7 protein-coding genes are annotated in these 16,799 nt (G+C 50.7%); 6 read left to right on the top strand and 1 reads right to left on the bottom strand.

Going from position 1 to position 16,799, the window contains the following annotated elements; translation table 11 throughout:
* Positions 1-527 precede the first annotated feature (527 nt).
* Entirely contained in the window at positions 528-3,287 is a 2,760-nt protein-coding gene (locus BFC18_RS14940) for a M16 family metallopeptidase (protein ID WP_083273118.1), read from the bottom strand.
* 188 nt (positions 3,288-3,475) lie between these two features.
* Here BFC18_RS14940 and BFC18_RS14935 point away from each other — a divergent pair, with 188 nt between their 5' ends.
* Genes BFC18_RS14935 through BFC18_RS14910 form a run of 6 tightly spaced genes read left to right on the top strand, consistent with a single transcriptional unit; the run spans position 3,476 to position 16,766 of the window.
* On the top strand, positions 3,476-4,960 hold the full coding sequence (locus BFC18_RS14935) for a hypothetical protein (RefSeq protein WP_070126360.1): 1,485 nt from the start codon (positions 3,476-3,478) through the stop codon (positions 4,958-4,960).
* Entirely contained in the window at positions 4,950-5,957 is a 1,008-nt protein-coding gene (locus BFC18_RS14930; RefSeq protein WP_070126359.1) for an AAA family ATPase, read from the top strand. Before BFC18_RS14935 ends, BFC18_RS14930 begins: the two co-directional genes overlap by 11 nt.
* Positions 5,958-5,959: 2 nt before the next feature.
* Entirely contained in the window at positions 5,960-6,859 is a 900-nt protein-coding gene (locus BFC18_RS14925; protein ID WP_070126358.1) for a DUF58 domain-containing protein, read from the top strand.
* Positions 6,859-8,529, top strand: coding sequence for a BatA domain-containing protein (locus BFC18_RS14920; RefSeq protein ID WP_070126357.1), 1,671 nt, complete (start codon positions 6,859-6,861; stop codon positions 8,527-8,529). Before BFC18_RS14925 ends, BFC18_RS14920 begins: the two co-directional genes overlap by 1 nt.
* A gap of 9 nt (positions 8,530-8,538) precedes the next feature.
* Positions 8,539-10,995, top strand: a complete 2,457-nt coding sequence (locus BFC18_RS14915; protein WP_070126356.1) for a VWA domain-containing protein — start codon at positions 8,539-8,541, stop codon at positions 10,993-10,995.
* Positions 10,992-16,766, top strand: a complete 5,775-nt coding sequence (locus BFC18_RS14910; RefSeq protein WP_070126355.1) for a tetratricopeptide repeat protein — start codon at positions 10,992-10,994, stop codon at positions 16,764-16,766. The genes BFC18_RS14915 and BFC18_RS14910 overlap by 4 nt, the downstream gene beginning before the upstream one ends.
* The last annotated feature ends 33 nt before the right edge of the window (positions 16,767-16,799 follow it).

The raw sequence follows: 16,799 nt of genomic DNA, 5'->3' as shown, positions 1-16,799 counted from the left end.
CTGTAAAGACCCCATCTGACTTAATGCAGATGGTCAGTCCGGTTTTATCCTCCACACCATTACTGGCTTTCTCAGGCCGGACCTTACTCACTACTACGGCATCATCTGCCACCTCGCACCAACACCTGCCTTGAGTCTCCTCTCGTACAGATGCTTCTGGTTTATCACCAGAGACGGTGTCAGGCTTCCCCAGTTACTGCACCGGCTCCCTGTTAGAAATCCCACCCTCAAGCACAATACAGGACTGACCGAGTATCGGGCTTCACGCTATTTTGCACGCTTACCCTCCTGCATTGCCGAATCAGGTTCACTTTCGTTGTGTACTTCTAACTTCCTATGGCTTCCTTCAGACCCTGCCGTTGGCCAGCAACGCCCTTGCCATTCGGATTATCTTCCCCTCAGTCAGGGTGATTCAGGTTTCTTTCAACCTGACGGGTTTGCCAGCTTCGCTGGGCAAACAAAAAAGCCCGGTTCATACGAAGCCGGGCAAAGGTCAGGGTGACACTATGAACTATTGAAGCTGATTTCTACCTGAGTTTGTTTCCGTACACATCCCACACTTCCACATCACCCAGATGTGTATCGCGGATATCCTGCTCTATCTTTTTAAGGTCACCCACAATTACCCATACCAGTTCATCCGGGTGATAAGTCTTGTTAGCAAGCGCCATAATGTGCTCTGCAGTAACGGCTTTAAGTCGTTTCGCTGACGTCTCAACACGGCGATACGGCAGGTTATTCAAATCGGCATTGATCAGGGTTTTCAGTATCGCGCCATTGTTATTAAAGCCCTGAGGAATGGAATACACCGCAGAATCTCTGTCGCGCTCCAGTTCGGCCGCAGTGATAGGCTTATTGCTGATGTAAGCACTGATTTCTTTCTGGATTTCCAGCATAGAGGCAGCGGTTTTGTCGGCCTGCACTGTGCCGCTGGCGGTGAAAACCCGAGGGCCGTCTGGCGCGTTGCTGATCCCGCCACTGAAACCATAAGCCCAGCCTTTGTCTTCACGCAGATTCATATTCAGACGACTGTTAAAGCCTGCACCCAGCGCCGCATCCATCAACGACTCAACCGCAGACGTATTCTTGTTAAACTCACCAAGAATATGACCGGCACTAATACTGCTTTGCACGGCTCCGGGGGCATCGATCAGGATAATTTTACCGGTCTGGCTAACCGGAGCAGCAATTTCAGGAATGGGGTGACGAGGCGCTTTTTGCCAGTCTGCAAAGTAGGTCTTCGCCAGCTTTTCCGCGTTTTCTATCGTAATATCACCCACCAGATACAAAGTCGCTCCTGCCGGACCAATCTCGTTATCGTAGAAAGACTGGATCATGTCGCGACTCAGAGTTTTGGCTTCTTCCCGGGTAGTGATTTTACCAAACGGATGCGTACTGCCCCAGATGGCTTTTGAGTAAGCGCCAGAAGCGGCTTGCATGGGATTTTGTTCGTAAGCATTGTAAGCGGTGTCGATGTTTTGCAGCACTTTGCTGACTTCCGCTTCCGGATAGGCAGGATGACGGATAATGTCAGCGGCTATCGCAAAGGTATCATCCAGGTTTTCGCTCAGTCCACTCCAGCTTACGCCACTCTCGCGGGTACCCGCTCCACTGTTAAACTGCATGCCCAGCGCTTCAAGTTTGCGGGACAACTCAGCCATGTTGTATTGTTGCGTGCCTGTTGCCATGAGTCTGAAGGCATTGCTGGCGGTATCCGGTGCATAAAACTCATCCACCAGCGAGCCGGTTGTGAACTGCATAGATACATCGACCAGCGGCAGATTATCCCGCTGAGCAACCACCACCTTCAGGCCGTTTTCCAGTGTAGTGGTTTGAATATCGGGCAAAGTCACCTTGCCGGTAAACTCACCGGCTGCAGGTACCGCTGAACGATCCACTTTAGCGTTCATGCTTTTTACGTCTGGCAGAGGCATTAGCTGAATATCGTAATAAGGTTTATCCAGCCATTTTTGCGCTGTCTGTTTAACCTGTCCAGGGGTCGCCGACTGGATCCACGCGCGCTGGGTATTCAGAAAGAGTGGATTATCATGGTGCACTTCGCCATCAATCAGGTGTGTACCGATGGCCTGATTACTTTCCATGGAACGAAGCAGCGATATTTCACCGGCGAGATTAATCCCATCCAGTTTTTCCTGCGCAGGGCCTTCAAGAAAATAGTCGTTCAGCGCCTGATCAATGAGTTGATTCGCCTGTTCCACATCCGCACCGAGTTTCAACCCGATATCAAGAGAGAAAACACTGGAAACGTCATTGGGCTGAACATGAGCACTCACGCCCAGCGCGATGTCTTTTTCATCCACTAACAAATCATAAAGCGGCGTGTTTTTCCCACCAGCCAGAGTACGGGCCACCAGTTCCATGATGGTGGTGTCCTGACTCTTATTATTGGGTAACGACCAAATGCGATTCAGATTTACTGTTGGCACTTTGTCGTAGATAACGTCACGTTTAATTGTCGTCAGCTCCGGGATCCACTGGGCAATTTTGTCCATGGGTTCACCAGCGGGTGCATCGGCAAAATAATAAGTGACTTTTTGCTTCGCCGTTTCTACATCGATATCACCAGAGAGCACCAGTACTGCATTAGATGCACCGTACGCTTTCTCAAACCAGTCAGATACATCCTGCAAGGTGGCACTATCGAGGTCTTCCATGGAACCTATGGTGGTGTGATCGTAAGGGTGTCCCTTCGGATAGAAGTTCGCAAGAAAACGTTCATAAACACTGGCGCCGGGGCGCAACTGTCCCTGACGTTTTTCATTTTTGACTACCGCACGCTGTTCATCAATAAAGGCCTGATCGATGCTGTCGCCCAGGTAAGCCATGCGGTCAGATTCCATCCACAGGGCCACATCGATGGCGTTGGAAGGTACTGTCTGATAGAAGTTGGTTCGATCCAGATTGGTGGTGCCGTTTATGCCAACCGCGCCCACCTGTTCCAGTGGCACAAAATATTCACCTTTACGGTGAATGGTGTCCTGAAACATAAGGTGTTCAAAAAGATGCGCAAAACCGGTTTTGCCATCTGCCTCGTTCTTCGAACCCACCTTGTACCAAACGCCAACAAACACATCTGGCACGCTGTGATCGCTATGCACCAGAACGGTCAAACCATTCGGCAACGTGAACTTATCGTACTGAATATCCACTTTACTGAAAGCCGGTGCTGGCTGGGGTTGCGGCGTGATTGTCGTGCTGCTGCACCCGGCCACAGAAAGCAGGCTACTCAGCATGATAGCCACAGGAATTTTCTTGCTTTTGAACAAACCTTTTTCTCCTGAACGGTTTCTTGATGTCAGGTCATTAAGGCATAGCAACCTTGCACGAGTCTGACTAAGCCATATTGAGTAAAAAAAGGGCAAAAAAGACGAAATTCAGAAGAGTCTGCAAGGTTGGTGCAAGTTAGCTGGTGTGAAATAGAACCATGGATGAAACACGGCTTACAGGCAGGACAATGCAATCGACAAAGGCATCTCAAACAGAGTTACAACTTAATCTGCTCGCACAGAGAGGTGCTGCGTTTTTCCGTCGCGCCGCAGTGAGTTGTCACCGTCATAAAGCAATGGATTATGCATGTCGTGCATTATGGGTTTCGCCGCTGCTTTGTGTACTGCTTTTTTTGTTACCCGGCTTCTCTGTGACAGCAGCAATTGCACTGCTGGTGATGAGCCTGGCTATCATACCTGCAGGCGTATACGCATTCAGTTTACTGTTTGTCGGACTCACAACCAAAACCACAAGAAAGCAGTCACTTGCCTTATACGACAATCAGCTTGGGTTTAAAGATGACTTGCAAATAGCCGATGAGTTTTTTCAGATTAAGGCACCGACGGGCTTTGAGCAGGCTGCACTTGCCAGTTGCCGTATTTCCGTAGAAAAAGCATCGAATCATGAACTGGTGCCCTTTCCTGTTCGCCCCCATTCGCTCACCCGCAGGCAAAAGGTGTTTGGGGGGCTTTCTCTGTTGCTTTCTGTACTCGTGGTCATCACCGCCATGTTGCGCACAGAATTCCCATCAGTATTTTCGAATCCAGCCGAAGCAGACATCACTGAATTTGAGGAAATCGTACAATCGGCACTTAGCAGCACATCGACAGCGCCCGGGCGCAATCGCTTATCTACGTCAGAAAATCATAATGCCAGACAAAGCCAGCACGGTCCCGACGCCACCAATCCCGCTCAGGCAGAGAAAAGCATGGAATCTGGCGATGCCGCAGAAAGTGGCGCAACAACCGGCTCAGCGGGAGCGGCAGCTGCAAAAGCGGTACCGGAAAAGGCACAAAAAAATAGCGAACTGCGCATTGTTACTAAGCTGCCACCACCGCTTATGGCCCGATTAACCTCAGAAAACTCGCAGACAGATTCTGGCAGTCAGTCTGACAACAGTCAGGCTGGTCCGCAGCAGGAAAGCCAGCAAGCTGACGCGAATAGTAAAGACGAGAATAAAAGCGCGTCGACGGACAGTAATTCAGCCCAGCAGGACGAGCAGCAAAACCAGGCCGGGCAACCGCCTGCAGCACCTTCCGGCCAACAGCAAGCGCAGAGAAATAATAAGAAACAGGACAGTGGCAAAAAGAATGGTCAGCAGCAACAGTCTTCGGGGTCGCAGCAGAACAGTAACAGCCAGAACAGTAACACCCAGGGCGATGACGCGCAGAAGAAGTCACGGGGCATCAATCAGTTGATGCTCGCGGTGCCGATGGAAGATCAGTTTATTGGTACGCCCGGGCCAGGACGTGAAAAGTCCATCACCGAGAAGCAACCGTCTGAAGAAAAACCGATGACAGAAACCATATCAGCGAGCCGGGGGCAAACCGTGCAGTCAGCGCAGGTACAGCAGAAACCCGCTACGCAATTCTGGGAAAAACAAATGCTCAGTGATTTTTTCCAGCAACAACATCAGAATTCACAACATAACGAGAACGCAAATGACAATTAGCGCCAGCACCATCAGCACTGCGGATCACGCAGAACACAGCATCCTGTTTTTTTGTGAAACCTTTCATGCCATAAAAACCGAAATTGGCAAAATGATTGTCGGCCAGGAAGCCGTGGTCGAAGGCGTGCTCACCGCCCTTTGCGCCGGTGGCCACGTGCTACTGGAAGGCGTTCCGGGGCTGGGTAAAACCATGCTGGTCAGTGCAATAAGCCGGTCGGTAGATTTACCGTTTTCCCGTATTCAGTTTACGCCTGACATGATGCCCGCAGACATCCAGGGCGCATCGGTGCTGCTGGAAAATGAAAACGGCGGTCATGAACTCACCTTTCAGCCGGGACCCATTGTATCTAACCTGGTACTGGCTGACGAAATTAACCGGGCGACGCCGAAAACCCAGTCTGCCCTGCTTGAAGTGATGCAGGAAAAGCAGGTTACCGTGGGCAAACGCACCGTCAAGCTAGACGAGCCTTTTTGCGTTATGGCAACCCAGAACCCGGTTGATCAGGAAGGGACCTATCCGCTACCTGAAGCACAACTCGACCGCTTTCTGTTTAAGCTTGAAGTTGGCTACCCTAGCGAGCAGGACTATCACACCATCATCGACAGAACCACCAGCGGCTTAAACATTGAGCTTAAGCCTGTATCAAACCGTGAAGAACTGATTCGTATGCGTACCATTGTTCGTGATGTAAGCGTATCGGAAGCGGCGAAAGCCTTTGCAATAAAACTGGTGATGGGCACACAACCGCACAGTCAGTATGCATCGCCGTCGGTGAATGAGTTTGTGAGTCTGGGTGCATCACCTCGTGGGATCCAGAGCCTGATGCTGGCAGCTAAGGTTGTGGCATTGCTGGATAATCGCTTTGAAGTGATGGAACAGGATATTCGCAAAATTGCGATCCCGGTTTTGCGTCACCGCATGGTACTGAATTTTAAAGCACAGGCCACCGGGCAGTCGGCAGATAGCCTGATCAAAAACCTGTTATCAGGTTTCTGAGTATGGCTGGAGATGCAGTACACCCGCTGATTGACGCTGAACTGATTGAACAGGTTCAGCAGTTCAGTCTTCGCATCGCACTGGCGGGCAAAGGTGGACGACTGGCTGAACAGAAAACCAGTGCTAAAGGTCAGGGTCTGGAGTTTGCGGATTACAAACCCTATGTCGCCGGGGATGAATTAAGAGCTATCGACTGGCACATTTATCGTCGGTTAGGCCGCCTGTTCGTACGGGTATTTGAAGAACAGCAGAATCTGCCGGTGTACATTCTGCTGGATCATTCTGCCAGCTTGTTCTGTGAAACACCATCGCGTTTCAGTGCGGCACAACGCTGCGCCCTCGCACTGGGCGCCATCGCGTTGCAGCAACAGGACGCAGTGCGGGTATTTCCCTTCGCCGGAAAGCTCAATAACCAGTTCAAAAACCTGTCAGGCAAACATCAGTTATTCACCCTGGCAGAACAGCTTCAGCACCATCAGCCGGTGAATGATTCAGACATCACCGCCGCCCTCACCGAATTTGCCGGTTACCCCTTGCGAAAAGGGTTGGTGATTGTAATCTCGGATTTTTTCAACAATAGCGGAATGCCTGCAGTGCTAGATGCGCTGTCGTTGGTGAAACATAACAAGCTGCTTATTCAGGTCACGCAACCCTGGGATGCCGATCCACGTCGTTTACAGGCCAGCGGAGATATCCGTTTTGAAGATGCCGAGTCTGCAGCCAGTGTTGACTTGCAACTTTCCCCCGCGGTAATCAAGGCTTACACCGAGGCTTACCAGCGCTTTAACCAGCAGTTGTCACAATACGCCAGTGACACTGGCACCGGGTTATTGCAGCTGGACGCCAGCGGTCCCATTTTAGCGCAACTCAGCGCACTGTTTGAAAAAGGTATGGTGGCCTGATGAGTTTTGTGAATTTTCCATTCTGGCTGGTAGTGACCGGTGCATTTTCACTGATTGCCCTGCTTTACGCCTTACAACACCTGAAAGCCCAGCCTGTGGTATTGCGGGTAGCCTCCGTTCAGCTCTGGCAAGAGGCGCTACAACATGCCTCTGCCAATAAATTCTGGCAGCGCTTCCGGCACTGGCTGGGTTTTCTGCTGGCGGTATTGATCGCCTTGTTACTTTGGCTGGCGATTAGCGGGATCAGGTTCACTGATAGCACCAAGCCGCTGCACGTTTTCTATCTCGATACCTCTGTGGCCATGCAGGCGGGTGATAACATGACCGATGCAAAAGCAGAGCTGGTTGCCAGACTCCCCTCATCTTCATCGGCAAACAGAGAATTGTGGATTGGCGATGCGGTACCCGCAAAAATACTCAGCGCAGATTCGTCTAATGCGGTACTAACGGCCTCCCTAAGTACAATCCAGGCATCGTCTCATTTACCCGCATTCAGCGAATGGCTTGAACGTGTACCAACACTCTATGCCGGTCAGCCCGTTGTTGTGCATTACTTTGGCTCTGCACTTGGTAACATAACGGCACCTGATGGTATTGCCCTTCAGAACGACTTTATTTCAGCGGCAATTTCTGCAAACGCTGGCATCACCGCCATCGGGCAACAGCGTTTCATGACAGACAACGAGCAGGTTTCCCGGGTGACATTTACGCTGCTGAGTTCGGTTGAACAACAATTTCAGCCAGATGATATAACGGTGTTGCTTAACGATAGTCCTGTGGATGCCGCCCGGATTATTGCTCTGCAAGATAATCAGTTTGCCATCTCAGGTATTCCACTTACCGACCAACCACAGCGTTTGACTGTTTCTCTCAATGAAGCAGATAGTTTTTCAGTAGATAGTTTTTTAGCGGATAGTTTTTTACCAGATAATAGCGCAACACTAATGCTACCTGCAAAGTCGCAGATTTTCGTCGCCTTACAAGATGGCTTACCGGACTGGGTAACACGCTTTGTGGATGCGAATCCGCAACTGACCGTCGATCCTGAGCGAGCCAGTGTCAGCATTTGTATCAATCGCGACGATACCTGCCCTGCCTCCGGAGCCACACTGTATGCTGACGACAGTAGCAATGCTGTGACCTTCTATACACCAATTTCCGAAGAGCAAAGCAGTCTACAGAAAATCTGGCAGGCGTATGACTGGAGCGACCCCGCCTATAACATGCCATCGATGCAAGTTCTCAACGCAGAAACAAAATCAGTGAGCATGCCACTTAGTTACCTTGGTCAACTGGTTGAAAAACAACAGGCAGATCCACTTTTACTGCTGTCGATGGCAATCAACTGGCTGACCGATTTGCCCGTTGCACCTGCGTATCTTGCTGTGGGTGAAGCGGCTCCGGTGCTGCCTGGCGATGCACTAACTCAAAGTAATGCTATCAATCCTTTTCCACTAACAATCAGTCAGTTCAAGGAAGGCGACGCCGTCGCAATGGCTTCACTTCAGTCACCGGTAATTTCCCGACAGGTAGCCAGTGCCCGTGACACGTCCGGGTCTGTAGAAGCCGACACGGGATCTGACGTTCCCTGGCTGACAATCATCATTCTCACCGCATTGGGTTTACTGATTGTTGAATGGTTAATGATTCAACGTGGTCGCTGGGCATAGGAGCACATCATGAGTATTTCTTTTTTACATCCTGCCTATCTGGCGCTGTTAACGCTGCTTCCAGTGATCTGGTATTTCCGCAGGGGAAAAGACCGAGTGTTACCGGTGCTGCGATGCCTGTTGGTGCTCTGTATTACACTGGCTCTGATGGAGCCTGTGATTCAGTCGCATTCTAATGCGATACATCATGTGGTCATCGTAGATCGCTCCCCCAGTGTGAGTGAAACCAATGCCCGGGAAGCAGTGGAACAGGCTAATCAATTTCTCAGCCATGTTGAAGCCGACGACGCGGATGTCATTGTGCTCGGCAACAGTGATGCCTCTGAATTTAATAATGTGCCTACGGCTGTGATACCAACCACGTCACTCACCCAGGCAGTAATGACAGCATTGGCGTCGGTGCCTTACGGAAAAAGCGGCGTAATTACATTGTTCAGCGATGGTTACGCCACCGATGACCACTGGGAGCCGGTCCTGGCTGCCCTTGAGGCACGTAATGTTACCCTGAACTGGATTGAAACAGACAGCGCTCCGGCACAACCAACTATCCAGACGACGCCCTATCCGGCGTTTTATCCTGGACAATCTCCTACGCTCACCATCAATGTGCTTGCCGAATCACGGGATGCTTCAACGCTGTCACTCAGACTCACGTCGCAAACCGGCGAAACGATAGAGGCAAGCCTGGGCGAAGCAACTGAAGACAACCTGTATTCGCCTGTCTTTGAACTACCAGCATCTGAAGAGGTATTTTCAACCTGGCAGGCAGACCTCATCGACAATAACCAGATTGTTGACATCAGAACGATTGTGCTTGCAGCGCAATCACCTATCCCGGTGCTAATGGGCACATCTAATGAATCCGACGGCGAACATTTACAGTCGTTACTGGGTAAAGCCTTCAACGTGTCTGCCGCCCCTTTTCCCTGGACGGAGCCGATGGATTTCAGCCAGTATGAAGCGGTGGTGCTTAATGATGCCAGTGAGTCAGCGCTACCGGTGCAGTTACAGAACGCACTGATCGATGCGATTAACAGTGGCACCGGCTTGCTCTACACAGGCAGCGAACAGGCGTTTTCTACCAATGGTCTGGCGCGCAGTCCATTGGCAGATTTATTACCGGTTAATATTGATAATACCGAAACCAAACGCGAACCGGGTATCTCACTGGCGATCATTATCGATAGCTCTGGTTCCATGCAGGGTCAGCCAATTGAACTTGCCAAACAAGTGGCCCGGCTGGCAGTAAGAAAGCTAAAACCGCAGGATCAGGTGGGCATCGTTGAGTTTTACGGCACCCGCCAATGGGCAGTGCCTATGCAGCCCGTTCAGGATACCGAAACCCTGGAACGCGCTATCGGTCGACTACAGGCACAAGGTGGCAGTGAACTGTTTCCTGCTATTGAAGAAGCCTATTTTGGGCTTAAAAGCAGCCACAATAAATACCGCCATATTCTGCTTATTACCGACGCTGCGGTAGAAGAACAAAACTACCAGAAGTTGTTGCAGTATATCGCCTCAGATCAAATCAATATTTCTACCGTGCTGGTTGGCGACAACGCCACCGGCGAAGAAAGAATGGCAGATCTGGCAAACTGGGGCCGGGGCCGTTTCTACGCGGTATACAACGAGTTCAGCATGGTTGAACTAAACTTCCGTCGCGCCGATAAAATTCCCGCGTCGGCATACAAGGAAGGGGATTTTACCGTTCGTGATGCGGCTTCAGCAGCGCCTTTCCCCTCGCCAGTTAGAGACTATACGACTGCCCCACTAAAACCAACCGCTATCACAGAGTGGACAATCGATAACAGCCAGGACCCTTTACTCGCTTCCTGGCAAGCTGGCGTAGGAAAAGTGACAGCACTGATGACCGAACCATTTGGTAAAGGCACTGAGAGCTGGGCAGGAATGCCAGAATATGGTCAGAAACTGGGAGGTATTATAGGCTCTCTCGCCGCCCTGGCGAACCGTGCAACACTCACCACACAGCGGTCATTCGGACAAATTAATGTGCAGTTCAGTGCGCAGGCAGACAACATTCAGCCAGAGTTGCAGTGGAAGCGCTCTGATGAAACAAGCTGGCATGACGCACCAATTCGCCTGCGAGCACCGGGGCTGTTTACTGGCAAAATCAATGTGGCTCGTGATGCGACGGTGGAAGTTAAGGTGAGTACAACCCTCCGCACCTACTATTCGGCATTATCGCCACTGAGCGACCTTCGCCCGGAGTTTCAGTTCGAAACGCAATACGCTCAAAGACTGCAGCAGGTTGTGACCGGCAGCGGCGGTACACGTTCGCTTGCTGAAACCCGACAGGATGCATCGATTACGGGCAACGCCTTTATTAAAACCTTTGCTCTGATGCCATTCGCATTGGCGATGGCACTGGTACTTTACCTGTCTGAAATTATTTATCGTCGCTGGCCGTCGCGCCGCAATTCACGCTTCCCTGGAAATGTAGTATGAGATTTCAACTGAAACCCATTGCGCTGGCACTCCTAATCGCTGGTACATCCTCGCCGCTGATTGCAATGCCAGGTGAATCTTCAATGTCTGGTGAAACAGCAACGCCCGGCTCAACAAGCGCTGCACCAGGTTCGATGCAGACATCACAATTTCAGGGTGTTGTTACCGCCAGGCAAGCATTATTAACCGCATGGGAAACCGGTGATATCAGCAAAGTAAACAACATTGCAGATCACTACAAACTAAACGATGCGCTGCTTGCCCAGGCATACGAAGCATTAGGCGATAAAAACAGCGCCATACGCACTTACTCCTCGCTGGCTGACCGTGCTGGGCAGAATGTCGCTAAGCAACGACAAATAGAGATGCAGTTAGCACTGTTGCAAGATAACCCGGACACCCTGAAGCAAATAGCCAGTAACAATCCGAAGCTGGCAGAAAATGTCGCGCTGGTTGTCGCAATCGCTTCAGGCATACCAGCGGCAATGCCGTTCATGGAAAGCATTGAAAACAAGAGCGCACCCGGTCAGTTAGTATTCACTAACTGGTTACTGAAAACGGCTGATAACGACAAAGCTGAAAAGCTGGCCTGGCGTGCTTTTGAGCAAGCGGAAACCCGTTCGGATAAACGCTATGCGCTTGCCTTGTTTGCTGAAGCAGTAAGAATTAACGGACGAATTGAAGCGGTACTGGACACGCTTTCTGGTTATCATAATGACCCGTTCCTTACCCCCCTTTATCTGGATTTTCTGCTTGAAGCCGGTAAGTTCACTGAGGCACTTGCGCTGACAGAAATCAGTAGTCTGCCTGCTATACAATCCCGCAAAGCCGCGCTACTGGCGCTTTCTGATGACCAGCATGGACTCACTGAGTATTATCGCCAGCAAATTCAGGCCACCCCCAAAAAACCTGAAGGCTACTTTGGACTGGCTGGACAGCTGATAAATCAGGGAGATTTAACCGCTGCAAAACAGGTATTTGACGACTTCGGTGCGGCCAATGCAGGCAATAAATCAGCGCTGCTAGCTGCAGCGCAGCGCATGATTGCCATGAACATGCAGGATAACGCCATCGCCATACTGCAAGCCCGTGTTCACGATGCGCAATCCGATCCTGACGTGAACTTCTTTTTGTTTAAAACCTACCTGGCATCGGGTGATGAAGCCTCAGCAAAGTTAGCGCTGGATAGAATCACCGCCTCGACACAAGCCCAGAGCCCGTCCCGTTTACTGGTAGTGACCGCGCTGGAGCAACTCGACGATGTCGAACAAGCTCTTCAGGTACTGTTGAATTTCAGAAAGGCTGGCGGTCGACTTTCCTACGATCAACGGCTGCATTTAGCTGAACTGGCCAGAAGTGCCGGAAGCGAAGACTTAGCCGTAGCCGAATGGGAAGCATTGTGGCAACAGGCTACGCTGCCCGCCCGCAAATTTTATCTCGAAAACCTGCTGGTAAAAGCCACTCAAAAGGCTGGAACGTTAGAAAACAAGGTTACCGAACTGGAGCAGCGTCTGGAAAACGGTGTCCTCAGTACTCACGAATTAAACCTGCTTGTAGCACTACATTTGGCTGACAATCAAACCGATAAAGCCGAGATCGCCATCAATCTCTATGCAACCAAAGCGGCGATCCCCGAAACACAACGTCTGGAATTGCTCGCCAGTTTATTCGGGCGCAGTCGTCAGTACACCAGACTCAATGAAATCTGGAAACAGTTGGCCGAACGAGAGCCCGCTAATGCGGTGCAGTACTGGCAACAAATTACGTTGAACAGCCTGCGCAACAATACGTTCGAACAGAGAAACAGTGATGCCGGAGAAACGCCACAGGAACAGCGGTTGGCGCAGGTAAACTCGCTCATTGCCACCCTGACAGAGAACGGTAGCCAGGATGATCACGCTTTCGTTGCCAGTATTTATACCCTGGCGGGCCTGCCTGAGCAGGCGATAACCGAATACAGAAAAGCCGTCGATACCAATGCTAACCCGGACGCCCTCCTACAACTGGTGGAACTTTATAAAAAATCAGGTCAGTTTGAGCAGGCAGTCAGATTACTGCAAACCCGGTTGGTTACCGCCTCAACAGATTCAGCCTACATGAGTGCCGTTGACGGCTTACTCAACTTGTTTGATTCAATGCCCGCTCAACAGGGAGAGAGTGCCGCGCCAGCGCTTAAAACCCGTACCCTGAACTGGTTAACCCGCCAGATATTAGTGCGCCTGGCAGTTTCCAATTCAGATGTATCATTGCTGATGGTGCTGTCTGACATCAAGCAGAGTCAGGGCGATTTCGACACGGCAGAGAATATCAGCAATTTGATTCTGGCCGCCTCCGACGCCCAACGTGCCGCGCTTCTTCGAAGTATGATTTCACAGTTCAGCGGCAAAGGTCTTTATAGCCAGTCTTCAGGCCCCGCGATTGGCGATGAGCAAAAGAAGCTAAAATACGGTCGGCGTCTGCTTGCCCTTCAGCATGATTTTCCACCAGCCCTGTATGCAGATTTGGGCCGCTCACTGTTGGCTGATGGAGATGTACAGGGTGCCGAACGCGCCTTTTCGTTAATGACGGAAATTCCCGGCATTCTGAATGTGAAGCAACTAAAAGGGGATGCATACGCCAGTCAGCATATGGACAGCGCAGCACTGACCTATTTCAAAGAAGCCTTACTGGTCGATCAAAGCAACTTCGAACTACTACGTAAAACTGCCATTTTGGAAGAGCAGTTCGGCGACAACAACATGGCTGAATACTGGTACTGGCAAGGTCTTAAACAGATTATCAATCAGGCACCGCTTTACCAGCCTGATTTCAGCACCATGCGCACTTCCGACAGTTTTAAATTTTTCCCCACGCTATCTGAAGGACTGCTGCTCACGATAAACGATACTCAGGCTGAGACAGTGATGCAGGCATTGCAATCCATGCTGCAGGTCTCGCTGAAAAGCGTGCAACAGCAGGCGGGTGCAACGTCTTTAGGAAAGGTAAGCGAATATCCGCGTATCGCGTTTATCACCGATTTAATGCAGCGTATTGCCGATAGCCAGAAAAGCCAGACGCAGTGGCGAAGTGCGCTGTCAGATCTCACAGCAATATTTGCAGATTTTACACTACCGCCGCTTCCCGCAACTGTCGACCAGCAAACATTCGATGCCCGCGCACACCTTAAAAATCAGGCCCAGGCCGAAAACAATTTCAAACTGACGCTGGCACTCGCCATAGATTCAGGCGACTGGCATACCGTTATCGAATTGGCTACATCACTCACTGCCGTGCTCAGGGCCAATGGCGAATTTACGCCGGTTGCAGGCTCAAACTATTTCGACGTATTGCTAAATGCTGTCGAAAACATGCCTAATGAGAACTTTAAGAAAGATTTCTGGCCTGTTATTAAAGATGTACCCAACCAGAAGTTGCGGATGTTGCAACTGCAGCGCTACCTGCCAGAGACGTTCCGCAAGCTGGAAACGAAACTCTCAGCGTCTTTACTAACTGATGGAGAGTTTGTTTCACTTGCTATTCAGCATATCAACACGCCTCCGCTGGCAGGCCTGCCCTATGGCATTAACGATGACAGCTTTAATGCATTGCTGTTCAGTAAACTTTCCCCCAGCGATTTACTGGCATTGTGGGAAAAAACAGAGCGAAGCTACCGCCTTACCGGTGCTATTTATCCAATTAGAGAAGAAATAGTGCAGCGCGTATTTGCTACACCGGTTTCCGCTGATCACAACGAACAAGTAGCAGAGTTGCTACATCGCTACGTTACGGCTAATGGCAACAATCAGGCGCCCTGTGCTGCCATGGCAGAAAGGCTCATGCTGCTCAATGCCGCGGCTGAGAACCAGTCGCTGCTGCAGAACCAAGCAACGAAGATTGCGGGTACATCAGCCCAATGCGAACAATTGCCGCATTTCCTCACCGCTTTCTTTAAGGGAGATAAAACCGGGGCATTTGATGCACTACTGAAGCTAACCAGAGCAGCAGGTGCTGGCGTGCATTTTCAGGTGTTCGCCGATGTGACATATAGCTACCTCCGGGATGAGCGTCAGTCTTACATCACGCAATTTTTAAATGCACCGCAGATCGCAGCGGATGACGCGCAGTTTTTTATCAACAATATATTGCCGACAGAGAACCGGACTTCTAATCAAATCCGTTATCTGAGTCTGCTACATGAGCGACTGCCAACAGATGAACTGATATTCAACCGCCTGATCCAATTGTTATGGCGTGAGCGACACTTCGATACGCTGGAGCCAGTTATCCATGCCAGATTGCAGGATGGCGCGAGCAACGATGACCAGCATCTGCTGTACTACCTGCATCAGGTAAATGTTAAAAAGGGCGACCAACAAGCGGAGCAGATGGGCAAGCCCGTCGCCGACATTGATTCGCTGGTCAGTTGGCTTAACAAGTCGATGTCTGCCGGTGCGCAGGATGGTGGTGTTGCGGCGTTATATAGCTTAATTTTTACCGAATACGCCCGCCTTTACCCGTCCGACCCGCTGGTTATTGAACTGAAAAACCGCGAAGGCGGCGAACAAGTAGCCGCACCAGAGAGTGTATCTCAACCGGATATTGCGCAACTTGTGGCAGTGTTTACTAAAAATCCTGATGAGGGAATACGACAGCTTAATACCCTCTGGCGTAACGGAATTGAAGGCGGAAAGCAATTCGACGGCACACCATTAAGCCGGGAGCAACTGGTCCATACCATCTATGATCATGACGGTCAGCCTTCGTCACCATTTTCACTCAGTGAAGACTTTCTGACGGCATTAGCCAGCACCCCAGAAGCAACAGCTATGTTTGATAAATGGCTCATGGCACTGCCTGCTGAACAGCGAAATTCGATGCAACGGCTTTATGATGTGATTGCTACAGGATGGTCAGCCCAGGGCAATTTGGAAAAACATGTTACGACCTTACTGTCGCAGCTCGCTGCACCCGATTTCACAGCCCATCACCTTCAGCTACTTGCCACTGCATTGCCACTTAGCGCAATCATAATTGAGCCACAGGATCTTGCCCTGCTGCGAGCACAGATTGCGAGGATTCAAAATGCGTCTGTGTATCTGCGTATTGGCCTGGCAAATGTCTTCTCCCGCGCAGAGCAATATCAGGAAGCGGGAGAGATGTTAGTTGCCGCAGTATGGCAAATGAATTACCCCACACTGACCATGGAAACGCGTATTGTACAGAGTCGCTTTAACGCACCTTCTCTCTCCGACGTGGTTTCCCAGCTAAGTAGTTGGAACAATAAACAAATGGCTGCGCATTATCTGGCCGAACTGTTCCGTGTCGGTCACCAAATAATAGGTGATTCGAAAACGGCGAAGTCGTATTGGCAGGCTTTCACATTGATGGCGCAGGCCGAATTGGGAATGGCAGCCGGTGAGCCGGTTTTAGAAGCACTTACAAACAACAGTGAAGAGATCCCCCCTGTTGTGGCATTCGCCGAAGCCCGCTATCAGCGTGATGTATTACACGACAACGGCGCTGCAATCACCCGGGTTTTGCAAGCGATTGAAAACATTGCGCAACATGCTGATATCAGCGGCTACGACCGTGAAGCTGATGCTTTGCTAAGTCAATTATATGGCCCGTCAGCGGCGGTAAAAAACCAACGTTCACTCATGCCCTGGTTCGACTTGCTTATCAAAGATGCTAACGAGGACTGGGCGTTGTCTCTACGTTCAGCAATAGCCGAATCTGCGCTCAGTGATGACATTAAAAAGTCCTTCATAGAAAGACTGTCGGCTGCTAAGTAATGCTGCAAGGTAGGGGTAAGGTTGTCTGGTTAC

The sequence above is a fragment of the Alteromonas confluentis genome (assembly GCF_001757105.1).
Taxonomy (GTDB): Bacteria; Pseudomonadota; Gammaproteobacteria; order Enterobacterales; family Alteromonadaceae; genus Alteromonas; species Alteromonas confluentis.
The sequence above is the reverse complement of the archived record's forward strand: the minus strand, read 5'-3'. Positions and strand labels throughout refer to the sequence as shown.

Excerpts from the sequence above, each read along its gene's own strand:
- BFC18_RS14915 (WP_070126356.1), top strand. The coding sequence starts at position 8,539 with ATGAGTATTTCTTTTTTACATCCTGCCTATCTGGCGCTGTTAACGCTG.
- BFC18_RS14930 (WP_070126359.1), top strand. The coding sequence starts at position 4,950 with ATGACAATTAGCGCCAGCACCATCAGCACTGCGGATCACGCAGAACAC.
- BFC18_RS14920 (WP_070126357.1), top strand. The coding sequence starts at position 6,859 with ATGAGTTTTGTGAATTTTCCATTCTGGCTGGTAGTGACCGGTGCATTT.
- BFC18_RS14935 (WP_070126360.1), top strand. The coding sequence starts at position 3,476 with ATGCAATCGACAAAGGCATCTCAAACAGAGTTACAACTTAATCTGCTC.
- BFC18_RS14910 (WP_070126355.1), top strand. The coding sequence starts at position 10,992 with ATGAGATTTCAACTGAAACCCATTGCGCTGGCACTCCTAATCGCTGGT.
- BFC18_RS14925 (WP_070126358.1), top strand. The coding sequence starts at position 5,960 with ATGGCTGGAGATGCAGTACACCCGCTGATTGACGCTGAACTGATTGAA.